Raw genomic sequence first — 23,848 nt, 5'->3', positions numbered from 1 at the left:
CAATTATGAAATACGGCAACGTTCGAAACATCAAAAAGGAATTACTCTCCGACAATTGGTATACGCTCAATAAGGTGACCTTTGAGTACCAACGGGAAGATGGTACCTGGGAAACCCAGATTCGGGAGGCCTACGATCGGGGTAACGGGGCCGCTATTCTTTTATATAATATACAGAAGGGAACCGTGGTGCTTACCCGACAGTTTCGAATGCCCACCTATTTGAACGGGAACACGGATGGGATGATGGTTGAAGCCTGTGCCGGACTCTTGGAGAAGGGCAATGCAGAGCAGACCATTAAAATGGAGGTGGAAGAAGAAACCGGATATAAGATAGACCACGTAAAAAAAGTGTTCGAAGCTTACATGTCACCAGGTTCAGTAACGGAGATATTGTATTTTTTTATCGGACAGTACACCGATGCCATGAAGGTGGGCGAAGGTGGTGGAGCCGAAGATGAAACCGAAAATATCGAAGTCTTGGAACTTCCTTTTAAAAAAGCCCTTCAAATGATGGAAACTGGTAAGATTCGGGATGCAAAGACCATCATGCTACTGCAATACGCACAAGTACAGAACTTGTTCGGTCAATAACGCTGATAAAGCTCTTTCAAAGTAGCGTAGATCGTATTCCTGATTTCCAGGGAAGGGGTTCTAAAATGATTGTTCATAAAACTGAATATGAGCAATTTTCCCGATTTCGTTCGCACATACCCGCTTAAGTTGTAATTGTTGCCCACCGAACCCGATTTGGCAAACAGAAAGGGCTCCGTTTCTGGATCATCCCATTTTGCCACGGTATTGGAGGGTCCCCACATGGGCATCAGGGCGAACAAACGCTCTTCGGGTACTTCTTGATGCAGTTTTTGTAAAATTTGGACAAAAGATCTTGGGGTGAACAAGTTGTACCGCGACAAACCGGAACCATCTACCCAACGAGGTTGTTGTGCTAAATCACTAAGGTCGTTTTCCAGCATATAATCAATGGCCCTTCGGGTGCTCAAGGTATCCGATAGGGCCGATGAGGCGGCCATAAGGAGTTGCTCTGCCAAAAAATTATCGCTTTTGAACAACATGTATTTGTAGATCGAATCGGTTTCCATGCCAAACAATGTCTGTTTCGGTTGGTCGGGAAAATGGTCGCTCAATGTAATTTTTTGCTGCAATACGGATTCAAGTAAAAGTTTTGTCAAACTATCACTGACTATAAATGGTACTTCCAAGGTATCCTGTTCTTCGGGGTCGATATAAAACTGGTTCTGGTATTCCTCTCTTTTAAAGGCGCTTTCCTTGATGGCTGTATATTCCAAAAATTCAATCGGAGATACCTGAAGGCTGTCCATTTCGGATTTTGATAAAGTTGCCACATTGCCATAAAGGGGCAGAGTCGATTTCTCAGGAGAAAAGTAGGTGTCAAAATCTTCCCAGGCCCAACCCGGTCCGTAACGTTGCTCGTCTGTATTGCCGGTGTACAGTGCAATGTTTTTTTGGTTCCCAAGCCATTGGAGGGCAGTGCTATCGTTCAAATAGGGGTGAAGCCACGATGGATCACCGGTGCCCTCAATAAAAAGGGTGTCATTGGCAACGACATAATGTAGCGAAGGGATGTTTTTGGGCAATAATTTTATACCGGTATAAAAGGTAACTAGCTTGGTGTTACTCGCAGGGGTGAAATACTTGTCCGCATTGGTATTGTACAGTTCTTTTTCTGAATCGGCATCGATGATCAAGAGTCCATGAAACGAATTTTTTAGACTTTCCTTATGCAGATGATTGCTGATATTTTTACGAACGGAAGAACACCCGGAAAGTAAATAAAAAATGGATAATAAACTGATAAACAGCGATTTATTAAATGTGTTTTTATGGGTATTCATAGACGTAGTTCATCGATTTTAACACGAAGTTATTCAATTTTTAACCGATTTTTTAGTTTGAATATTGAGTTTTTGCCTAACTTAGGGACACAACCATTAATCCAATTTAATCAAATTTCTATGCCGAGAGCTATGTTAGATTACACCAAGACCATCTTGCAAAAGGTAAGTTTTGATGTGAGACTCTTCACCAAGGAATTGAAGAAAGCGATTTCCAGGCTTCTGCCGAACGAAATTGAAGAACTTAGGATCTGGTTACATTATTTTATTGTGGACAAACCGGATTTACAACCTACACTAGTATTGTTAAAAGCCTAAAACTGGAGCCGCTGAAAAGCGGCTCTTTTAATTTTTGGCCAATGGGCTGATGATCTTTACGTCCTGAAAAGCAATGGCCCCACGAACGATACTTGAAATTACATCCCTGAGCGCTTCCGTGATCTGTATCTTCAATTCACTTTTGTGGTAGATCAGGCTAATTTCCCTTGCGGGCGAAGGTGCTTTGAAAGGTCTTAGGTTTTCTTTTTTCTGAGGCTCCAAATGCAATGTGTTCAAATAAGGGAGCAAGGTCATGCCCATGCCTTCATCGGCAAGGTTCACCAGGGTTTCAAAACTCCCACTTTCTATTTTAAATTGCTCACCATTCATGTTTTTGGATGCCTTGCATAAGTTGATCACCCCATCCCTAAAGCAATGACCGTCCTGTAAGAGCAATATATCGTTCACGTCCAAATGATCGGTGGTCAGCTCTGCTTCGTTGGATAGTCTGTGATTTTTAGGGACATACCCAATAAAAGGTTCATAGTACAAAGGCCTTTCCTTAATAAATTCAATTTCCAATGGGGTCGCGGCAATACCGGCATCCAAATGGCCGTCCAAAATGTTTTTGATCAAATGTTCGGTGGATTGCTCCTTAATGATAAGGTTGACCTTGGGATATTTTTTCACGAAGGTGTTCAGGAACATGGGCAAAAGGGTGGGCATTACGGTGGGAATGATCCCCAACACATAGTCACCTCCAATGAACCCTTTGTCCTGGTCCACAATATCCTTGATGCGTTCCGCTTCAGCTACAATATTCTTGGCCTGGTCCACAATCTTTTTGCCTACTTCTGTTATCGAAATGGGTTTCTTGCTACGGTCAAAAATTAAAACACCGAGTTCATCCTCCAATTTTTGTACCTGCATGCTCAAGGTAGGCTGGGTTACAAAACTCTTTTCGGCGGCCAGGGTAAAGTTTTTGTATTCTGCTACGGCTAGCACATATTGTAATTGGGTAATGGTCATTGTTCGATAAATTTGAAAAATAAAAATATAAAAAACTATCAGTATAATCTATTGTGATTTTAGATGGATAGGGCCGTTCCCACATTTTCTTTCAATAAAATAGGGGTAATCGCCGATTGGGATGAATTCAAATATTTATATTTATTTGGTATTCAGTATTTCTAAAGAGCACTTATGACCTCCTCGCAGCTTATGGCAACCCTAGATTTTTTGGGAAACGTTCCCCTTTTTTCGGAGGTGGACAAGGTATCGCTTTTGGATCTGTGCAAACAATCTGAGGAACAATTGTATATGCCGGGCCATCGCATTTTGGACAAAGGCGATAAAGGCGACGGCATGTATGTAATTCTCAAGGGGAAGGTAAAGGTACATGATAAGACGCACGACTATGGCAGTTTGTCGCAAGGAGAATGCTTTGGAGAATATTCCTTGATCGATCAAAAACCACGGTCGGTTTCCATCACGGCCTTGGAGGAAACCAAATTACTGAAAATCGGAACCGACCACTTTTTGGACCTGATAGAATCCAACAAAGGGTTTGTCCGTGGTGTTTTGTCGGTCTTGATCAAAAGGCACCGGGAGTTGGATGTGGCACAGGAAAAATTGGCAGCCTCCAAAAAAGCCATGGAATTGGCGCATTCCCAAATTACGGGACTCATTCAATATGCCATGGATGCCATCATCATGTTCGATAAGGATTTTAGGATTGTGTTGGCCAACGACTCGGCGAAGACTATGTTGGAAAACGATGATGTGGAACAACGCAACCTACTTTTCTTTCTTGATGAACCCAGTGCTGCCCTCATCGAAAATTTGGTGGCGGGAGCAACTTCCAAAAAGAAGGTGATGAATACGTACTTGCCCGCAATCATCAAGGTGTTGGGATCCAACGAAGGCACATCCATGAATGAGGGGACCATCAGTAGTTATGGAAACGAGGAGGAGAGTTACTTCACTTTAATACTTCGACAAATCGATGATCGCCTTCAGGCAGAACACAAAATTTCTTCCCTTACCGATGAAGCCGAATACCTAAAAGAAGAAATCAAGGAATTGACCCATGATCATGGGATCATCGCCCAGCACGATTCCATGAAAAACGTTTTGGGATTGATCGAACGGGTCGCGCCGACCCAGGCCACGGTACTGATCCATGGCGAAACGGGTACCGGTAAGGAATTGGTGGCAAGGGCCATCCACAATGCCAGTTCCCGTGCAAAGGGCCCAATGGTGCGCATCAACTGCGGGGCCATTCCGGCCAATTTGATAGAAAGTGAATTGTTTGGCCATGAAAAAGGTGCTTTTACAGGGGCTACGGTCAGTCGTAAGGGGCGATTTTTATTGGCGGACAAGGGTACCCTGTTTCTGGACGAAATCGGCGAGCTGCCTTTGGATCTGCAACCCAAGTTATTGCGGGTGATCCAAGAAGGGGAGTTCGACCCTGTGGGTAGTTCGGTGACCCAAAAAGTGGACGTAAGGATCATTGCGGCCACCCACCGTGATCTGCTGGCTCGATCAAAAGAGGGCAAGTTTCGGGAAGACCTTTACTACAGGTTGAATGTGTTTCCAATTCAGGTACCGGCTCTACGTGATCGTGGCAACGATGTGTGCCTTATCGCAGATAAACTGATTGAGCATTATGCCAAAGACCTGAACAAGGCCATTAAACCTTTGACGCAGGAACAAAAAAAGCAATTGTTGTCCTACGATTGGCCCGGAAATGTGCGGGAACTTCAGAATTTGGTGGAGCGCGCAGTTATTGTGGCGAACAAAGGTCGCATTGATTGGTCCCTTGTCATTCCCAATGCGCAGGGATTGGTAAAAGCCACCACGCAGGAAGACGAACGCATCCTTACCGTTGAAGAACTGCAAGAACTGGAGCGGGCGAATATTCTCAAGGCCCTTAAAAAAACCAAGTGGAAAATTTCCGGAACCAATGGTGCGGCCAGGCTCTTGGGCTTGCCACCTACTACTTTAGCATCCAAGATTAAGGCCTTGGGCATTTCCAAACCTATATAAACAACGAAAAATCGTAATAATATTAACGATATATCGTAATATAACGAAATATCGTTATATCAATGTGTTTCTAGAAATGTTGTAATCAATTGATTATTAGTTATTTGAATAGTTTGGCACGCGAAATGCAACTACTCTGTCAAATGTTAATCAATTAATCTAATCTTTAAAAAACAAAAAAAATGATTACAACAGCAAACATTAAAAACGGAGTAAACGTAGATCAGTTGGTGGAAACCATCAACGCAGTACAAGGGAATCCTGAATTGGCACAATTCGAGTTCAGGGCCAAGAACAATTGGATCGATGGCGGTCATTGTGTGACCAGTATCCAAGATTATTATGGTGTGGGTCAAGAGCATCCAACCCGAAAAGATTCCTTTACCATGGAAGCCGACCACGTGGAAGTGCTTTTGGGCAACGACAAGGCCCCTAACCCTGCAGAGATTGTATTGCATGCACTAGGTTCTTGTTTAACTGGAGCCATGGCCTACCATGCTGCTGCCAACGGCATCGAAATTGAAGGTGTGGAAAGTACTTTGAAAGGTGGTGTGGATCTGCACGGATTCTTGGGCCTTGATCCAGAAGTGAGAAAAGGCTATCAAGGAATTACCGTTAAGTTTAAGGTGAAATCCGATGCCTCTGAAGAGCAATTGAGAGCTTTGGCCCAATTCTCCCCAGTGTTCGACATGATCACCAATCCAACTCCTGTTACCATCGAATTCGAAAAGTAATCAGGTAGAAAAAAGCCGCCCTGCCCATAGGGTGGCTTTTTCTTTTTTTACCCAGCCATTTAAAAGTACCATTACCATTATCATGCAAAACAAAGAGCACATCATCGTTAACGCAAATCAAGCAGTGGCCCAAGTGGCCTATCAGTGCAACGATATCTTTCCCATTTATCCGATTACACCTTCTTCGGAAATGTCCGAATTGGTCGAGGAATGGAGTGCCCTTTCACAAAAAAATATTTTTGACAACGTTCCCGAAACCTTTGAAATGCAAAGCGAGGCCGGAGTGGCAGGCGCCATGCACGGGATGTTGCAAACGGGTGCCTTGGCATCCACCTTTACGTCTTCACAGGGCCTTCTATTAATGTTGCCCAATATGTACAAAATTGCCGCAGAACTTACCCCCAATGTGATCCATGTGGCCACTCGGTCCGTTGCAACCCAGGCCCTCTCAATTTTTGGCGACCATAGTGATGTTATGGCCATCCGAAGCACTGGATATGCCATGTTGGCTTCTGCGTCTGTGCAGGAAGCGATGGATTTCGCGCTGATCGCCCAAGCTGCCTCCTTGGAATCCCGAATTCCCTTTGTGCATTTTTTTGATGGTTTTAGAACCTCCCATGAAATCGCGAGAGTGGAAAAAATAAATCAAGAAACCATAAAAGCGATGTTGGATTCCGATCATGTTGCGGCCCATAGACAAAGGGCATTGGACCCCAACCATCCCATAATCCGGGGCACCACCCAAGGACCGGATGTGTATTTTCAAGGCAGGGAGGTGGCCAATTCCTATTACCAACAGTGTCCCAACTTGGTTCAAAAGCAAATGGATGTGTTCACCAAGCTAACTGGCAGAAGCTATCAACTATTTGAGTATATCGGGCACGAAGCTGCCGAGCAGGTTATAATAGCTATGGCATCGGCAACGGAAACCCTCGAACGGACGATTCATCAACTGAATGCTAAGGGAGAAAAAGTAGGATTGGTCAAAGTCCGATTGTACCGTCCTTTTGGACTGGATTTTTTCCTGAACTGCTTGCCAGCGTCTTGTAAGGCCATTGCCGTACTGGACCGAACCAAAGAGCCAGGCTCGTTGGGTGAACCTTTATTTTTGGATGTGCAAAGCGCGGTTTCGCAATCCACAAAATTTGGTAGTAAACCCAAAGTTATTGGGGGACGTTACGGGTTGGGTTCCAAGGAATTTACACCGTCAATGGTCAAGGCCATTGTGGATGAATTAAAAATGGAAACTCCCAAGCATTCCTTTACAGTTGGGATTACGAATGATGTAACCCAAACCAGTTTGGAAATTGTTCCATTTGACTTACCGAATACATTCAAGGAAGTACTGATTTACGAAACCAAAGGGAAGGATACTCAGGCATCGTTCCATTCACTGGTTCAAGAATTGGTCGAGAGGGGAAACCAATATGTTCAGGGGTATTTTGAAATCGATTACAAAAAGTCGGAATCCAGGCACGTGACCAACCTTCGAATGGCCAAGGAACCGATAAAGGCGCCTTATCTCATTCAAAAGGCCAATGCAGTGGTGATTGACAACAAACATTTTCTTGAAAATGACAATGTTTTGGACCGCATTGAATCCCACGGTGTTTTAATGGTTCAAACGAATGAATCCGAAACTCAGTTTTGGACTTCGTTGGATTCAAAAGTCCGACAAACTATATTATCAAAAGCATTACAAGTCTATTTGGTTACGGAGCAGGTTTTGGAAAATGCAGCCATAGAAAGGGGACTTTCTCTAACATCCCTACACAACAGCCTGTTGGATTTAATCGGTATGTTGGAAGGAAATCCCATTGATCTGGATAGTAAAAAGCTTGACATATCTGTTGAAGTGATGAACCAAAACCAACCAAATCAATTGAACGGTGAATCAAAAAGGTCCTTGACAGAACAATTGCTGGCAGGGCAGGGGAATGCTTTGCCTGTGAGCAGTTTTCCGGTGGATGGTACTTATCCGACCCATACTTCCCATCTTGGCAAGCGATTGATTATTGAGTCGCTTCCCGAGTGGAACGCAGATCTTTGTACCCAATGTGGGGCCTGTAGTTTGGCTTGTCCTTCCGGTGCATTGAGGGCGAAGGCCTATTCCCCGGAATATTTGGAAGGTGCTCCCGAACATTGGAATGCGGTTCCAGCTATCCTTTTTGGCGAAGATGTTGATTTAATGCAATATACGATACAGGTGAATGCCGATCAATGTACGAGCTGCAACAATTGCGTGGATGCTTGCCCAGTCAAGGCTTTGGTCATGAAAAACCACCCCGATAGGTTGGAAGTCGCCAAAGAAAACTGGTCCTATTTTGAGGTACTGCCAGAAATCGATAGAAGCTTGTTGGATACCGGCAAATTGAACCAGCAGCAACTGCAGCAGCCTTTGTTCACCTATCCGAACGGGGAAGATGGTTGTGGGGAGGCACCCTATTTGAAGTTGGCCTCGCAGTTGTTCGGGGATAGAATGTTGATAGCCAATGCGACTGGTGCGAGTTCCATTTTTGGTGGCGCGTTGCCCACAACACCTTGGTCCAAAAATAAGGAGGGCAGGGGACCCGCATGGTCAAATTCATTGTTTGAGGACAATGCCGAATTCGGATTGGGATTTCGTTTGTCTCTAGATCAGCAAAAGGATCATGCCAAAAACCTCTTACAAGAGCTATCCTTTTATTTTGATGATACATTGGTTACGGCACTTTTGAACGCTCCACAGACCCATGAACGGGAGATTGCCCAACAGCGAGATCGTGTGGCAACTTTGAAACGCCTTTTGAAGGATATGCCATTTTCCAAGGCACAACAACTTAGGGAGGTGGCCGATGCCTTGGTTTCAAAGAGTGTATGGATCATAGGTGGTGACGGGTGGGCCTATGATATTGGCTTTGGGGGATTGGACCATGTGCTATCATCGGGTAGGAATGTGAACATATTGGTGTTGGACAACGAGGTGTATGCCAATACTGGGGGGCAAATGTCGAAAGCCACACCCTATGGCGCATCCGCTAAGTTTGCCAGCAAGGGCAAGAAAAAGCAAAAGAAGGATTTGGGGATTTTGGCCATGCAGTATGATGATGTGTACGTAGCTTCAGTAGCCATTGGTGCTGACCCAGAACATACATTGAAGGCATTTTTGGAGGCTGAGGCGCATGATGGGCCTTCATTGATTATTGCTTATTGCCATAGTATTACACATGGTATTGATAGCAAGTATCCCAGTAAATACCACAAAGCGGCCGTGGCATCGGGTCAATGGTTGCTTTACAGGAACAACCCTAAAAGAATTTTGGAAGGGATGCCTGCACTACAACTGGATTCGGAAAGTCCAAAGATTCCTGTTGCCCATTACTTGGCCATGGAGGAACGCTTCCAAAATGTTTTCGAGAATTCCAGGGATTCTTTTGGAGGTGTTTGGATAAAGGATGCACAGCAAGCGGTGAACAAACGATTTGCCAAATATCAAGCCATGGCCGGTATACGTGATGTTGTTAGATCGACCGTATATGAGCCTGTCTAAACGCTATTTTTCATGCATTACGGTACCCGAGGCCCAGTCCTCGGGTGCACCATTAACGGCATATTTTTTCGCTCTTTCTACGAAATAGTGGGCCACTGTATCGCTAGGATTCTTGGAAAGAACCCATTCAAAAGCAGAGGCCGCTTCGCCAAATTGGGCCTTGAAAAACAGGTCAATACCTTCATCAAAGCGTTTTCTGGTTTCTAGTTTTAGGGATAGGCTTTCCATGGCATCCCCATCAATACATTCATAGATGGCTATGGATTTTTGTTTGCCCTTCACCCGTACTTTTCCCAAATACCGAAAATTGAATTCGGTGGGATCTTTCATCTGATCTAGGGATGCGCCACTGATGATGATATTGGCACCAAAATATTTGGTCACCCCTTCCATTCTTGCTGCACTGTTCACGGTATCTGCAATCACGGCAGGATCATTCCTTTTAGAATCACCTATAATCCCCATAACCAGCGGTCCGGTATGGAGGCCGATGCCTATGGTGAGTGGTTTGTACCCTTTTTCTTCAACCCTTCTTTTGTTATAGAGCGATAAGGTTCGTTGCATTTCTATGGCCGCGTCCAAGGCACTCTCTGGGGGTTTGGGGAACAGGGCCATGATGCCATCGCCCATATATTGGTTCACGAATCCATCATTTTCCTTAATAATGGGCCCCATTCGACCTACATAAGCATTCACGAACTTGAAATTTTGCTCGGGGGTCATACCCTCAGCAAGCGTGGTGTAATCTCGAATATCTGAAAATAGGACCGTAACGTTTTTCTCTGTGTAATCGCCCAATTGTATATCGGTGATCGAATCCTTTCCGATGGATTTGACAAATTCCGAGGGTACAAATCGTGAAGAGGCCCTATGGATGGTGTTGAGGTTGATGTGTGTTTTGATCCTACTCAGCAATTCTCCTTTGGAGAAGGGTTTGGTCAGGTAGTCGTTTGCCCCTGAATTGAAACCACTGACCAAATCGGACACTGTGTTCTTTGCGGTGAGGAGTATTATTGGGAGTTCACTGGCCGTGCGCGTTTCCCGAATTTTCTCGCATACCTCATAGCCAGAAAGTCCCGGCATCATAATATCCAACAACACCAATTGGATATCGGGTGTCTTTTCCAATACTTTAAGGGCCTCTTTGCCAGAGTTGGCCTCCAAAACTTCATATCCCGCAACGTTTAAATGGTTTTCCAAAACACGCCGGTTAACAGGTTCATCATCCACGATCAAAATTTTAAGTCCCTTCGAATTTGGATGCTTTTCCATGGGGGTCACTGCCGATTTTTCGCCATAGGTCTTCATCGGTTGCAACAATTCTTCCTGCTTGGGGAATGCTTTGGTCTTGGCGGAACGTTTTTCTGAACTAATTGGCAAGGTAAAAGTGAAAATGGCCCCTTTTCCCTCTTCCGATTCCACACTGATGTTACCACCATGTAATTCGACCAGCTGTTTGGTCACGGAAAGACCCAATCCGGTACCTCCATATTCTCTTTGAATGGATCCGTCCAATTGTTCGAACGAATTGAAAATGGTAGTCAATTTATCATTTGGTATACCGATTCCCGTGTCGGAAATGGAAATGGCCAACCAATTTTCCTTGGTCTCGGCAAAAAGTGTGATATATCCTTTCTCCGTGAATTTTATGGCATTGCCAATGAGGTTGTACAAAATTTGTTGCAGTCTATTTTCGTCCGCTTCCACCAAGGGTACCTCTTTGGGGATGGAATTGATGAGCTTCAGTTTTTTGTCCTGTACCAATGGCTGGGAAAGTCGAACGACGATATTTGCAAGTGCATAAACATCGACAGGTTTCAGCGAAAGGGCAAGGTCGTTGTTCTTCAGCTTGGAGAAATCGAGGATATCGTTGACCAAATGGGATAACCGTTTACCGCTATTGGCGATCATGTCGAGATTTTCAATGGCGGCTTCCGGTAGTTGTCCCGCAGCACCATCCTTTAGGGCTTCCGACAGCCCAATAATGCCCACCAATGGTGTGCGCAGTTCGTGGGAAGTATTGGCCAGGAACTCATCTTTAAGGGCATCGATTTTTTGGAGCTCTGCCACACGTTGTTTTTCGATTTCCGTTCGGTTGCGTTCTTCCAAAATGGCCCGTTTTTTTTCTTCTTCTGCCTGTTGTTCCCGCTGTTTTTGCTTGTATCGATTAAAGGCAAGGTAGAGTAGGAGAAGCCCGGCGAAAGCGAGACCGATCACCACATTCCGAAGGGTTTTTTGTTGCTTCAGTTTGAGGTCGTTGATTTGGGCATCTTTTTGGAGGGTGGCAATTGCATCTTGTTGTTTTTCCGTATCGAAACGAACTTGCAGTTCTTCAATTTGTTTGGATTTTGCTTCATTGAAAATACTGTCTTTAAGGCCCACGGACTTGTTTTTGAATGCCAAGGCTTTCTCAAAATCCCCAGTTTGTTCATAAATATGGGACAGGGTTTGGTAATATCCATGAAGTTCTGCCCTTGCACGAATCGCCTCTCCGATAGCAATAGCTTCGAGCATGTTTTTCTCTGCTTCGGGATAGTTTTGCATTTCGAAATAGATGCCACCGATCTGCGCATAACTCATGGACAGCTCCAACTGTTGCCCTAGTTTGTCGCGAAGTGCCAAAGCTCTTTTATGATAGTTTAAAGCCTGCGCATACTTCTTTTGGAGTCCATACACCTTTCCTATGGCTTCAAGGTCGTAGGCTCTTCCCCAATCACTGTCCATGGCCTCATCCAACGTAAGGGCCTTGTTGAAATGTTCCAAGGCCAAGTCGTATTCTTTTTGGAGCATATAAGTGTCCCCAATGTTGTAGAGACAATTGGCCATTTCGCCCTCATCATTCAACGAAGTGAAAATAGCCAAGGCTTTTTGGTAATTTTCCATGGCCTGTTCACTTTTCCCCGTAATTTTCAGTATTTCCCCGATGGCATTCAAAGTTGTGGCTATGCTAAAGGGGTCTTCATTATCCTCGTAGATTTTAAGGATGTCGTAATAGATTTCCAAACTTTTATCGTAACTGCCCAGGTTGTCTAGAATGTTGGCCTTTTGATACAATCCGTTTGCCGTTGCGAACGGGTCGGCTTTGGTTTTTTCAAAATTGAGATAGGCATCGATATGTGTCAATGCCTGGCTATAATTGCCTTTGTGCCGTTCCAAAACCGCATATTGGTATTGTGCCACCGAAAGTCCCCATGGCATGTTGGCCCGTTGACTGATCGTATTGAAACTGTCCACATATTGGCGGGCCAACTCTGCATTTCCACGGTTGTTGATGTATTCCCAAGAAATATCCTTTAAAATGCGAACCCGCATCGAGTCCGATTCGGCTTGTTCATAGCTTCTTTCCAGTGAATCAATGACCTTGTTCTGGCCTTGGATTGTGGAAATGGCGAACAATGCAAGTAACCCTATGTGGATACACTGTTTGATAAATTGGTTTTAAAGGTTGATGTGCAGTTATTTAAATGTACTGTTAATGTCGGTATCCTGCAAAAAAAAAGCCTGCGCAAGGCAGGCTATTTCTGGATTTCTGACCAAATTTAGAATCGTATCGTAAAGGATAGGTCTTGAACCCCAACTTCAAACTGGGCACTGTTGAATTGGGGTGGTCCCATGGTCATGTCGTTGCCAGACATGCCGTAGCTTTCCATGGGCATTCCGTTGGCCTGGTAATCCATCCGTTTGTTGTCGTTGGCATCGTGCATGGCCATAATGGCATAGGTGCCTGGAGCAACATTGGTAAATGTGAGCACCACTTTTCCATTTTCGATGGCGCTTTCCGTATTTTGGATACCAGGTCCCTTCATAAAGGTTTCGGCTGTATGCAATCCGGCCAATACCTTTCCTTCGTTGCTGGTAACGTTGTCAATGGTCACGGTAATGGTGGCACCGTTTTTTTCTTGGGCCATGGCCACTAGGCTAACGAATAAGAAACTCAATGCTAAGGTTACAGTTTTCATAATTGCTGTTTTTGATGTTATGGATGCAGCAAAAATGGTTCTGTACATGCGATTTCAAAATTCCATTGGACTGAACTGTTGATTTTTGGGCGTGAATTGTGAAGGGGTGGATGGCCATGCAATTCATCACCTCAATTCTACAATTGGGTATTTCCTTTTGGGGAAGCTCTTCGGGTTGGGGCAATTTTGTGACATCAACAAAACGAATAGTCATGAAAAACAACCTTATTGTAATCGCTTTCCTTTTCAACCTAAGTGCCTTGTGTGCACAGACCGTTATTACCGGAACTGTTACCGATGCCAAACAAAATCCGATTGAGGGTGCCAATGTGTATTTGGAGGGCACTTATGATGGTGCTTCCACAGATGCTAACGGCCATTTCACTTTTGAAACCACCGAATCGGGCACGCAGACCCTTGTGGTTTCCATGTTGTCTTTTGAGCCCCATTATGAAGTTGGTGACGTGTCATACTTTACGGATGTCCAAATCCGGATGTTGGAAGCCATCAATTCCCTATCTGGCGTAACGTTGACCGCTGGTACGTTCGAAGCTGGGGACAACTCCAAAGTCTCCGTGCTAAAACCCTTGGATATTGTGACCACTGCGGGAGCGGCTGGGGATTTTGTGGCCGCTTTGCAGACGTTACCGGGCACCACCACTGTAAATGAAGATGGCCGTTTGTTTGTACGGGGAGGTTCGGCCGAAGAGACCCAGGTGTTTATTGATGGCCTTCGGGTATTTCAACCCTTTAATGCAACGGCCAACAACACTCCGACCCGGGGACGTTTTTCCCCTTTCCTGTTTAAAGGAATCACTTTTAGCACCGGGGGCTATTCCGCCGAATACGGACAAGCCTTGTCGAGCGTGTTGTTGTTGAACACGATTGATGCGCCCGATCAGGAGAAAACGGAGATTTCCATCATGTCGGTAGGCGGGGGAGTGGGACATACCGAAATTTGGGGCAAACAATCCCTAAGCGTGAACACCAGTTACATCAATCTGGCACCTTATGAGGCATTGATACCTTCCAACCAGGGCATGCGATGGAACAGTCCTTACGAATCCATTGCAGGGGAGGCAGTTTTCAGAAGCATTGGAGACAAGAGCATCTTTAAATTGTATACCGGTTTCAATCAAAGTAACTTGGATATTGAACAAGAGGATATCAACTTGGAAGATGATGTCCGTTTTCAATTGAAGAACAATAACCTCTATTTCAATTCCACCTACAAGCAATTCTTGAATCACGATTGGAGCATCACTTCCGGCGCTTCCATATCTTGGGATACCAACGATATTGGCATTCAGAAAGACCTTGTCGATGGCAAGGAAACCGCTTCACACCTCAAAATTAAAGCGCACAAAAATTTCAGCAATCGGTTCAATCTTAGTTTTGGTGCGGAATACTTCAATACCAATTACAACGAATCCTTCACAAGTACGGATGGCTTTTCTGTGGATTATGGTTTTGATGAGCAGCTTTGGGCAGGTTTTGCAGAATCGGACCTGTTCTTGAGCAACAAGCTGGCCATGAAATTCGGTGTTAGAGCCGCCTACAACGGTTTGATGGATGATATACAATTGTCCCCAAGGGTGTCAGTGGCCTATAAACCTGGTGAGTTAGGTCAGTTTTCATTGGCGTATGGCGATTTCTATCAAAGGCCCAATCGGGATATCGCCAAGTTCAATTCAGCCATCGAATCGGAAAAAGCGTCCCATTACATTTTAAACTATCAGTTGGTGAACAATGGCAAAACTTTTCGGGCAGAAGCCTATTATAAAGATTATGATGGTTTGACCAAATATGATACAGAAATGCCCCAGTTCAATTCGGTGTATAGCAATTCGGGGGATGGGTATGCTTCAGGGTTGGATGTTTTTTGGCGTGATAGCAAGAGTATTGACAACTTGGATTATTGGGTGTCGTATTCTTACTTGGATACCGAAAGGGATTTTCAGAATTTCGAGGAACGGGCAACCCCCAATTTTGCCCCTAAGCACAATTTGTCCATCGTAACCAAGTATTGGCTGGATAAACTACGTTCACAGATAGGTTTTTCCTATTCCTACGGTTCGGGAAGACCGTATAACAATCCAAATACACCTGAGTTTATGGCCGAAAAAACCAGATCGTACAATAATCTGAGTTTTAACTGGGCCTATTTGATCGATCAACAGAAAATCCTCTACTTTTCGGTGAGCAATCTTATGGGCATCAACAACATCAGCAACTATCAATATGCCGATGCGCCCAATATGACCGGAACTTTTGATAGAAGAGCGATTACGCCTCCGGCAAACAGTTTCTTCTTCGTTGGATTCTTTTGGACCATTAGTTCCGATAAAAAAAGCAACCAACTGGATAATTTGTAATTATTGCTGCATTTTCAGATAATAGTCTACAGAATGTTTTCCAGAACCATAAATAATGAAGAAAATACAAGCTAGAAAAACAATGCAGGCGATTACCAAATTGGAAACGTTCATCGTACCCAAAAAATTAGTGAGTATCGCACCTGCCAAAATGGGCAATTGGGCTACCGCGGCCCATCGGGTCAATAGTCCAGCTACGATCAATACACCACCCACAAAATGGGCCGGTGCAATGTAATGCAGAATGATCATACCACCGGGCAGACCTTCAAAAGGTTTGACCATGGTGGCCATTTCTACATAATTGGTCATAAATTCAATCCCTTTGATAAAGAGAAATACGCCAAGGGCCATACGCAAGAAATCCAAAGGATAATTGGTGTGCGCATTGGCCCATTTGTTTAACTTTTTAACCCTTTCCATGATAACTTGTGATTAAAATTATCATATAAGTTATTCATTTTTAACGGAATAAGAAAGGATATGAGCGTGATTGTTACGCTCCTTGGCAATAAAAATTGATTTTAGCTACGTTGGTCAAATGGTATTTCTGGGATTTTATATGATTTAAAACCTACTCAAAGCACAATTTCCATTTGAATGTCACTTCTTGCATAGGGTGAGGCTTTGCCCTTGATTTCCTCAAAGCCCAATTTTTCATACAGTTTTAGCGCAGGGACCAGTTTTCGGTTACTTTCCAAAAATACTTTTTGGGCCCCAAGTGATTTGGCCTTGGCAAGAATATGTTCCCCTAACTTTTTACCGATTCCCTTGCCTTGTACTTTTGGACTTACCCCCATTTTGGCCAACTCGAATTGGTAGATTGGATCGGAACATGGAATCAATGCACAAACGCCAACAGGATTTCCATTTAGTAGGGCAACAGCAATGTAGCCTCCCTTGTCCAAAATATATTCCTTGGGGTGATGCAACGATTTTTTGTCCATTTCCTCCATTTGGAAATAGGTGTTTATCCACTCTTCGTTCAACTCCCTAAAGGCTTTGCCATACTGGTCTGAAAAGGGAACAATGGTCAGGCTTTCTTCCACGATTGAGGGGTAATTGGTTTTTATGCTAAATTAATTGGAATCCGAGGAATTCATACATTCTGTCCATTGATTTGTAGATCAAAAATGACTAATTGTCAATTTGGTTGTCCGTTCAACGAAAAAATTGGTGTGTGGCCGATAAAATGCGTAATATTACAGTACTATTAGTAATAAAACTCTTACAAGTCCCAAATCTTGCTAATGAGACCATACAAAAAATATCGACCTGTCCCAAACGGGTATTTTAACCTACTTAATCCAATCGGCTATGGATATACAATTACCCCCTATTCCAAAAAAGTCCATAAAAAGTAGCCTTAACCGGCCTTTTGTATTGTTTGCCTTGGTATTGTTGGCCCAGTTGGCCCATGCCCAAGAGAGCAATCCTTATGTAAGTTATGACGTCCCTTTTCAAAACCTGTTGAAGTTCAACCGTTTTTTGATCAACCCTACCTTTTCTGCGGTTAGGGAAGACAAATCATATATCAATTTGTTCCATCGGAGTCAAAGTGCCGATTTCGAAAACAACAGACAAAACTATTTTTTGAGCTATAGCGGCCGATTGAACGACATGGTCGGGCTCGGTTTTAGTTTGTACAATCAACAAGAAGGGGTTATCTCCAACCTTGGGGTCATGGCCAACTATTCGCACGGTATCAAATTGGGTCGGGAAAGCAGTCTCACCTTTGGGGTGAACATTCCTTATTATGTAAGTAATTATGATCCCAGTAGGGCCATTGCTTTGGAGGAAGACCCACTTTTGAACGATGCTTCGGAAAGTTCCATTATTTCCTTGCAACCGGGTTTGAACCTATCCTTGGGAAAATTCGATTTTGGAGTTTTTGCCCAAAATTTGGTGGATTACAACATCAAATCAGGTAAATCGCTCACGAATTTGACCCAGAAGACCTTTTCGGGGCATATCCAATATACTTATGAGTTTGACAATGGTCATGGCATTTTTGAGGATGGCCGTTTGCTGCCCTTGGCCAGAGCCCGTTTTGAAGGTCAGGAAGACCCTATTTTTGGGGGAGGAATCATTTTGGACCTTCCTAAATTGGGATGGATACAGGGTGGCTATGATCAATTTTATGGAGCCTCCGCGGGAACGGGATTCAACTTGAACAGGAGATTGTCCTTCGGTTATAATTTTGAGAAGAACATTGGCAATAGTATTGCCAATTTAGGAGTGACCCACGAAATCTCCATTGCCTATTCCTTTGTGCCCAATCTTTCCAAGAACACCTTCGTTGTAAGTGATGAAGAGGAGAAAAAGGAAAAGAAACCCATTGAAGGCACCTTCGTGGCCGATGCGAAGGACGAGGCCAAAAAAGGGGACAAAAAGGGCAAATTGGACGTGGAGACTACCTTACGCCCGACCAATAAGGAGGAATTGGCCTTTTGGGAAGCCCAGTTGGCCGAATTGAAAGCGCAGCAGGAAGACAACTATGCTGTGATCAATGAATTGGTCTATCGCATGGATTCCATGGAGCAGAACCGCGAGCGTGATATGGAAAAACGATTTGAAATGGTGATGCGGATCGTAAAAAGACATACAGGGAACAAAATCCCTGATATTGAGGCCAAGGCCCAAAAACTGTATTTGGCAGATAGCAAAGATTTAGATTCTGTATATAGTGCCATACAGGCAGAGGCCACTACGGTTGCCCAAAATACCAAACCAGTGAAGAAGACCGAAACCAAAAAAGCTGAAGGAGGATTTCATGGCGGGGCCTACAAACCCATTGAAAAATTCATCAACCTCGATGGAGTGGGCAAGGGGCACTACATTGTGGCCAATGTGTTCAAGAACGAAACCTATTTAAAAAACTTTATGGCCGAGTTGAAGGCGCAAGGTTTGGAGGCCCAATATTTCAAGAATCCGGACAACGGACTTAACTATGTGTACTTGGCCAAATATGACGAGAATGAGGATGCCTACGCAGCCTATCGTTCCAAAATGAAAGGAAAGTATACCGATGAACTTTGGATCATGCATGTGGAAAACCCAAGATACTCCAACTGGGCCGATGCCATTTTCCAAGATATCGAATAAGTGGCTACTGGTTCATATGGTCGGCGATGGCCTGACTGCCTGGGTCGTTTCTTTCCTTGAGTTCTGAAATGATCTTGGCATGATCGGCTTGGCGGGTCTGGGATAACTTGTAGGTGGCCTGTATGTCGGTAATCTGTATTTGAAAGCCGACAACACCTTTTACCTGTCGTAATGTTTTGGGGGACATGTTCTTCAAGTTGATTGGGTTTTTGGAACCGGCCTCATATTTGTCCACCAAACGGAACATGCATGCCATGGTCTCTTCTTCGCTCAATACCTTTAGAGTACCATAAACATGCACTGCAATATAGTTCCAGGTAGGGACTTCTTCCTCTTTGTACCAAGAAGACGACACATAGGCGTGCGGTCCGTTAAAAATGCACAGCACTTCGGCATTGTCCGAAAAATACCTCCATTGTGGATTGGCTTTGGCAATATGCCCTACCAAAACATCGGCACCATTTAAATCTTGTTCCAGTTCCAAGGGTATATGGGTGCCCCAGGGTTTGTTGTCCACCACGTTCACCAAAATTCCAAAGCTGTTTTCGCGCAAAAACTGCCTGATTTGATCAATGTCCTTGTTTTCGTAGTAGGGAGGGATATACATGCTTTTATGGAATAAGGCCCTAAAATATAAAATTAAATAGGCGCTTGGTTCTTGGGCATAAAAAAAGCGGGGCATTCACCCCGCTTGAAATTGTTGTCTGTTGCTTATCAATTGCCTGTTTCCGTGGCTTCTGGTTCAAGCACAAAATCCTGAGTGGTTTTGTTGGCCGCCACAATGTTCACTTCCACCGTTTCGGTACTGATATATCCGTTCAAGGAAGCAAATACTTTGTAGGTTCCAGCTTCCAATCCCATAATGGCATAGGCGCCATCCACATCACTGGCAGCTGAAGTCACTTCATTGTTTTCAAGGTCCAGAACGGTAATTTGCGCATTTTCCAAGGCCACGGGTGTTTCACCATCCAAAGTGCTCACCACGCCGCTTAATGTGCCTGCAGTGGAAAGATTACTTACTTTGATCACAGGTTTAAAGTTGAATCCGGTGATGCCATCCACACTTTTGGTGCTTCCCTTGGCCACAAAGGAACGGCTAACGTCAAAATCCAACAAAAGATCACTGCTCAGTCCGCCGGCAACGGTCAATGCAGGATCAATGAATATTTTTATACCAGTTTGTTCGCCGCTGGGTACTTTAAGGTCGAAGGTGCGACCATCGGTTAGCACCACATTTACGCCTTTTACATATACGCGGATAAGATCGTATGTGCCGGCTGGCACCTCCAAATCAGCCAATTGCTCGGTAACACCATTGGTAAGGTCCAAAAGATTTACAGGGATTTCTTCTTCCATCAAGGTGATGAAAGGATAGCCATCCTCTTCGGAATCACCTTCCACGTCTTCATCTTCGCTTTCTGCCAAACGGGCATCAACTTTAAATAGCGTCACATTGGCTTCGGCGACCATATCAAAAGGAAAAGGGGCATCGGTGAGTTGCAGGGTAAGTTTTCCCATGGTTTCTGCATTGCCACCGTTGTTCGAATCGCTTGAACAGGCCACAAATACCAATGAAAAAATGCTCAATGCATACAAAAAGATCTTCGTTCTCATAAATAAGGGGTTTTATTTAATGTTCTTACTGTTACTAGATACGGTGAAAACAGCAGGATTGTTCATGGGAATGGTGGGTTTTCGATGAAATGCAGGGTTAAGGTCCGTTTTAACACGAAATATCCCAATACTAAGGTATTGATCGAGAAGTTGTTTTATTCATTAGCTAAACAGTTCATCTCCCTTTATTCACAGTTCGGTAACTCTTAATTTGAACAGGAGGTGCCAATAAGGAATTTTGGACCATCAATAATCAATTAAACATCAGTCATGAAAAAACTATTGGTATTTTTAGTCTTCTTGGCCACTTCGATGGTCCAGGCACAGAATCGCTACACCCAAGGTATGGACAAGGCATTTGCGCTTTGGCGGGAAAACAAAATAGTGGAGGCATCCAACCTTTTTGAGCGTATTGCAACTGCGGAACCCGACAATTGGTTGCCGTATTATTACGTGGCGCAAGTAAACACGCTCGCCTCTTTTGGGGAAAAGGATCTTCAAAAACTATCTGTAAAATTGGAAAAGGCAAAGGAGTTTTTGGATGTGGCCAAAGCCATTTCACCCGACAATCCCGAACTTTTGATCCAAGAAGCGCTCATCAACACAGCTTGGATATCTTTTGATGGGGCCACTTATGGAATGACCCTATCCCAAAAAAATGTACAGTTGTACAACAGGGCAATGGAATTGGCGCCCAACAATCCCAGGGTAATTTTGTCCAAAGCGGAGTGGGACATGGGCACGGCCCGATATTTTGGAAAGGATACGGCTCCCTACTGCAAGGATGTGGAAAAGGCCTTGGAACTTTTTGCTACCTTTAATTCAGAAATACCATATTATCCAAGTTGGGGCAAAGAGCGGGCGCAACAGGTTTTGGAGGCATGTAAATAGGATAAAATGAAGCTTGTACTCAGGGAAGTCATAAAATCAATTATAGTGGGGATTGCCATTTTTATGGTCGTCCTCATTATATTTTTCTTGAACGGTTGGGAACTGACCATGCAGCAATTGTGGAACGAGTTCTGGGAAAGTATGGTCTACTCCATGATCATCTATCTCTGCAACGCAGCTTCCTTTATTATTTTGATGCGCAAGTACAATAAGGAGCTGTTTACCCGAAAATATATCGCTTATGGGGTGTTGGGAAACATCATCGCCTCCATTATCGGGATATTTTTTTCCCGATTTGTGCTCAAGGTACTGGTCAACCAAACCCCAATAGCTGATTTTTTACAGGGGGAGCACCCCCAATATTACCTCAATTCCTTTTTGATTTCCATGGTGGTCGCCCTGCTGTTCTATGCTGGGTACTACTATAAATTCTACAAGGAAAAACAGGTTAAGGAACAAAAGATTATTGCTGGTTCGGCTTCGGCACGTTTCGATGCCCTTAAAAACCAGTTGGACCCCCACTTTTTGTTCAACAGCCTAAACGTGCTTACCAGTTTGATCGAGGAAGACCCCGATCAAGCCCAGAAGTTTACCACCTCACTTTCCAAGGTGTACCGATATGTGTTGGAACAAAAGAACAAGGACCTGGTCACAGTGGACGAAGAGCTCAATTTTGCCCGAACCTACGTGCGATTGCTTAAAATGCGGTTTGAGGACAGTATTGTTTTTGATGTCCCTGAGAACTGCAGTATGCCCGAAGCCAAGATCGTGCCCTTGTCCCTGCAACTTTTGTTGGAAAATGCGGTAAAGCATAATGTGGTTACCTCTTCAAAACCTTTGCACATTAAGGTTTTTGAAAAGGATGGAATGCTGGTGGTCAGCAATAACCTTCAAGAGAAACAAGTTGTGAAAAAGAGCAGTGGGGTAGGGCTGCAGAATATTAGACAGCGCTACGGCATTTTGACGGATAGGGAAGTTAAAATCAATAAGACGGCGTCGGAATTCAGTGTCTCACTACCCATACTTACCCAGCAGTATTCCATTGTGGAAAACCAGGAAAACTATATTGAGGAAAAGCGTTATGCCAAGGCCAAGGAGCGTGTAAAGGCCATTAAGGACTTTTACGGCAATTTAATGGCCTATTGCTTGGTGATTCCCTTCTTGTGGTGGTTAAACCTAAGGACGGTGGATTTTCTATGGGCATTCTTTCCGACAATCGGTTGGGGATTTGGGCTGTTGGCCCATGGCATGGAAGCCTATGGCAACAATCCTTTATGGGGCAAAAAATGGCAGGATCGTAAAATCCGGGAGCTTATGGAGCGGGACGATTTTTAATACGGGCACTGTTTTCTATTAATTTTTATACATCCTTTGGTCCACGTTTCTTAACCCATAACCCATAACCCTTAACCCTCCACCTGCAACCCACAGTTCATCCTTCAATTTCAACAGTTCGCGAATTCTATTTTTGAATCGTGTCCTCCTTGTGCGAATTTTGGTATGTAATTAAAAAACGAACAGTCATGGAAACTACAGATCAAGAACGATATTTTAGGGCCAAAGAGCGGGTAAGGTTGGTCAAGGAATTTTATTCCAATGCAACGGCCTATGTGATCATTATCCCATTATTGGTGTATTTGAACTACCGGACGACCAGTTTTCCTTGGTCGATATTTCCAGCAGTTGGCTGGGGCATAGGGTTGGTGGGCCATTATATGGCCGCAACCGGGCGCAACCCCATTCTAGGCAAGGATTGGGAAGAGCGTAAAATAAGGGAGTTTATGAACCGGGAAGATTTTTAACAATGAGTATCTTTAACTACAGTATCCCAACTAATACCGATAACATGGAAAATTTGGACAAACAAAGCAAATACATGAGGGCCAGGGAACGGGTCGATGAACTAAAAAAATTCTATGGAAACCTTACTTCCTATGTCTTGGTGATATCGGGATTGGCACTTGTCAACTACTACACCAACGGATTTGAGTACATGTGGTTTTTGTGGGCCGCGTTTGGCTGGGGCATTGGATTGGTTTTCCATGCCATTAAGACCTTTGACCTTAACCCATTGTTTGGAAAACAGTGGGAGAAGCGTAAGATCGAGGAGTTTATGAAAGAGGAGGATACCACGGATAAATGGAAATAATCATGGAAAATTTCAATAAAGAAAAATACAAAAGGGCGAAAAAGCAAGTGGATGAACTCAAAGGCTTTTACATTCACTCCAGCATCTATGTGGTGATCAACACCTTTATTTTGGTGAACATCTTTCTAAATACCGATAACTTTTGGCAATGGCCCCATTTTATCACTTTGTTTGCGTGGGGCATCGGTTTGGCCTTCCATGCCTCCAAGGTATTCGGGTTCAATCCGTTTTTGGGGAAGGATTGGGAAGAACGCCAGATAAAAAAGTTCATGGACGAGGATAAGAAGGAAATGGACAAATTCAAATAAGT

At 44.1% G+C, this 23,848-nt stretch carries 20 protein-coding genes; 12 read left to right on the top strand and 8 right to left on the bottom strand.

The window, feature by feature from the left end; translation table 11 throughout:
* Positions 1-5 precede the first annotated feature (5 nt).
* Positions 6-593, top strand: coding sequence for a GDP-mannose pyrophosphatase NudK (gene nudK / locus EO131_RS09440; RefSeq protein WP_127021177.1), 588 nt, complete (start codon positions 6-8; stop codon positions 591-593).
* Here nudK and EO131_RS09435 read toward each other — a convergent pair.
* On the bottom strand, positions 587-1,876 hold the full coding sequence (locus EO131_RS09435) for a D-alanyl-D-alanine carboxypeptidase (RefSeq protein WP_127021175.1): 1,290 nt from the start codon (positions 1,874-1,876) through the stop codon (positions 587-589). The genes nudK and EO131_RS09435 overlap by 7 nt on opposite strands.
* Before the next feature lie 120 nt (positions 1,877-1,996).
* On the opposite strand from EO131_RS09435, the gene EO131_RS09430 reads away from it, so the two are divergent.
* The gene (locus EO131_RS09430; protein ID WP_127021173.1) at positions 1,997-2,194 is read left to right on the top strand and encodes a hypothetical protein; all 198 of its coding nucleotides are present in this window, start codon (positions 1,997-1,999) and stop codon (positions 2,192-2,194) included.
* A 27-nt stretch (positions 2,195-2,221) separates the two neighbouring features.
* Here the strand turns inward: EO131_RS09430 and EO131_RS09425 are convergent, their stop codons facing one another.
* On the bottom strand, positions 2,222-3,163 hold the full coding sequence (locus EO131_RS09425) for a LysR substrate-binding domain-containing protein (protein ID WP_127021171.1): 942 nt from the start codon (positions 3,161-3,163) through the stop codon (positions 2,222-2,224).
* 192 nt (positions 3,164-3,355) lie between these two features.
* Between EO131_RS09425 and EO131_RS17440 the strand changes: the two genes are divergently transcribed.
* From EO131_RS17440 to EO131_RS09410, 3 genes are all read left to right on the top strand, one after another.
* Complete coding sequence (locus EO131_RS17440) at positions 3,356-5,182, top strand: sigma 54-interacting transcriptional regulator (protein WP_164731659.1); 1,827 nt, start codon at positions 3,356-3,358, stop codon at positions 5,180-5,182.
* 182 nt (positions 5,183-5,364) lie between these two features.
* Positions 5,365-5,916 (top strand): OsmC family protein, encoded by a 552-nt coding sequence (locus tag EO131_RS09415; protein ID WP_127021167.1) that lies wholly within the window; start codon positions 5,365-5,367, stop codon positions 5,914-5,916.
* Between the two features lie 82 nt (positions 5,917-5,998).
* Positions 5,999-9,445, top strand: coding sequence for a 4Fe-4S binding protein (locus EO131_RS09410; protein ID WP_127021165.1), 3,447 nt, complete (start codon positions 5,999-6,001; stop codon positions 9,443-9,445).
* Between the two features lie 3 nt (positions 9,446-9,448).
* On the opposite strand, the gene EO131_RS09405 is transcribed toward EO131_RS09410, so the two are convergent.
* Together EO131_RS09405 and EO131_RS09400 are read right to left on the bottom strand one after the other, a co-directional pair.
* The gene (locus tag EO131_RS09405) at positions 9,449-12,757 is read right to left on the bottom strand and encodes a tetratricopeptide repeat protein (RefSeq protein ID WP_127021163.1); all 3,309 of its coding nucleotides are present in this window, start codon (positions 12,755-12,757) and stop codon (positions 9,449-9,451) included.
* A gap of 227 nt (positions 12,758-12,984) precedes the next feature.
* Positions 12,985-13,404, bottom strand: coding sequence for a DUF2141 domain-containing protein (locus EO131_RS09400; protein ID WP_127021161.1), 420 nt, complete (start codon positions 13,402-13,404; stop codon positions 12,985-12,987).
* A gap of 212 nt (positions 13,405-13,616) precedes the next feature.
* Between EO131_RS09400 and EO131_RS09395 the strand changes: the two genes are divergently transcribed.
* Positions 13,617-15,779: a TonB-dependent receptor gene (locus tag EO131_RS09395; protein ID WP_127021159.1), complete on the top strand. Its 2,163-nt coding sequence runs from the start codon at positions 13,617-13,619 to the stop codon at positions 15,777-15,779.
* Here EO131_RS09395 and EO131_RS09390 read toward each other — a convergent pair whose 3' ends face one another.
* Together EO131_RS09390 and EO131_RS09385 are read right to left on the bottom strand one after the other, a co-directional pair.
* A complete protein-coding gene (locus EO131_RS09390; RefSeq protein ID WP_127021157.1) occupies positions 15,780-16,202 on the bottom strand; it encodes a DoxX family protein in 423 nt (140 codons plus the stop codon).
* Positions 16,203-16,357: 155 nt separating this feature from the next.
* Positions 16,358-16,828: a GNAT family N-acetyltransferase gene (locus EO131_RS09385; protein WP_127021155.1), complete on the bottom strand. Its 471-nt coding sequence runs from the start codon at positions 16,826-16,828 to the stop codon at positions 16,358-16,360.
* A gap of 268 nt (positions 16,829-17,096) precedes the next feature.
* Here EO131_RS09385 and EO131_RS09380 point away from each other — a divergent pair, with 268 nt between their 5' ends.
* On the top strand, positions 17,097-18,884 hold the full coding sequence (locus EO131_RS09380; protein ID WP_127021153.1) for a PorP/SprF family type IX secretion system membrane protein: 1,788 nt from the start codon (positions 17,097-17,099) through the stop codon (positions 18,882-18,884).
* A 4-nt stretch (positions 18,885-18,888) separates the two neighbouring features.
* Here EO131_RS09380 and EO131_RS09375 read toward each other — a convergent pair whose 3' ends face one another.
* A complete protein-coding gene (locus EO131_RS09375; RefSeq protein WP_127021151.1) occupies positions 18,889-19,491 on the bottom strand; it encodes an FMN-binding negative transcriptional regulator in 603 nt (200 codons plus the stop codon).
* Between the two features lie 107 nt (positions 19,492-19,598).
* Positions 19,599-20,498 carry a DUF4382 domain-containing protein gene (locus EO131_RS09370; RefSeq protein ID WP_127021149.1) on the bottom strand — a complete coding sequence of 300 codons (900 nt, stop codon included), beginning with the start codon at positions 20,496-20,498 and terminating at the stop codon, positions 19,599-19,601.
* 270 nt (positions 20,499-20,768) lie between these two features.
* Here EO131_RS09370 and EO131_RS09365 point away from each other — a divergent pair, with 270 nt between their 5' ends.
* The 5 genes from EO131_RS09365 to EO131_RS09345 all read left to right on the top strand — a co-directional run bounded on the left by EO131_RS09365 (position 20,769) and on the right by EO131_RS09345 (position 23,846).
* Positions 20,769-21,389 (top strand): tetratricopeptide repeat protein, encoded by a 621-nt coding sequence (locus tag EO131_RS09365; RefSeq protein WP_127021146.1) that lies wholly within the window; start codon positions 20,769-20,771, stop codon positions 21,387-21,389.
* Between the two features lie 6 nt (positions 21,390-21,395).
* Positions 21,396-22,724, top strand: coding sequence for a histidine kinase (locus EO131_RS09360; protein WP_127021144.1), 1,329 nt, complete (start codon positions 21,396-21,398; stop codon positions 22,722-22,724).
* Positions 22,725-22,912: 188 nt separating this feature from the next.
* The gene (locus EO131_RS09355) at positions 22,913-23,191 is read left to right on the top strand and encodes a 2TM domain-containing protein (RefSeq protein ID WP_127021142.1); all 279 of its coding nucleotides are present in this window, start codon (positions 22,913-22,915) and stop codon (positions 23,189-23,191) included.
* A gap of 44 nt (positions 23,192-23,235) precedes the next feature.
* Positions 23,236-23,538 carry a 2TM domain-containing protein gene (locus EO131_RS09350; RefSeq protein ID WP_241243816.1) on the top strand — a complete coding sequence of 101 codons (303 nt, stop codon included), beginning with the start codon at positions 23,236-23,238 and terminating at the stop codon, positions 23,536-23,538.
* A gap of 2 nt (positions 23,539-23,540) precedes the next feature.
* The gene (locus EO131_RS09345) at positions 23,541-23,846 is read left to right on the top strand and encodes a 2TM domain-containing protein (RefSeq protein ID WP_127021138.1); all 306 of its coding nucleotides are present in this window, start codon (positions 23,541-23,543) and stop codon (positions 23,844-23,846) included.
* Positions 23,847-23,848: the final 2 nt, after the last annotated feature.

Origin of the sequence: Flagellimonas beolgyonensis (assembly GCF_003992615.1) — a bacterium.
In the GTDB taxonomy this organism is placed as follows: domain Bacteria; phylum Bacteroidota; class Bacteroidia; order Flavobacteriales; family Flavobacteriaceae; genus Flagellimonas; species Flagellimonas beolgyonensis.
Note: the sequence above shows the minus strand (reverse complement) of the source record. Positions and strands in the feature narration are given on the sequence as shown.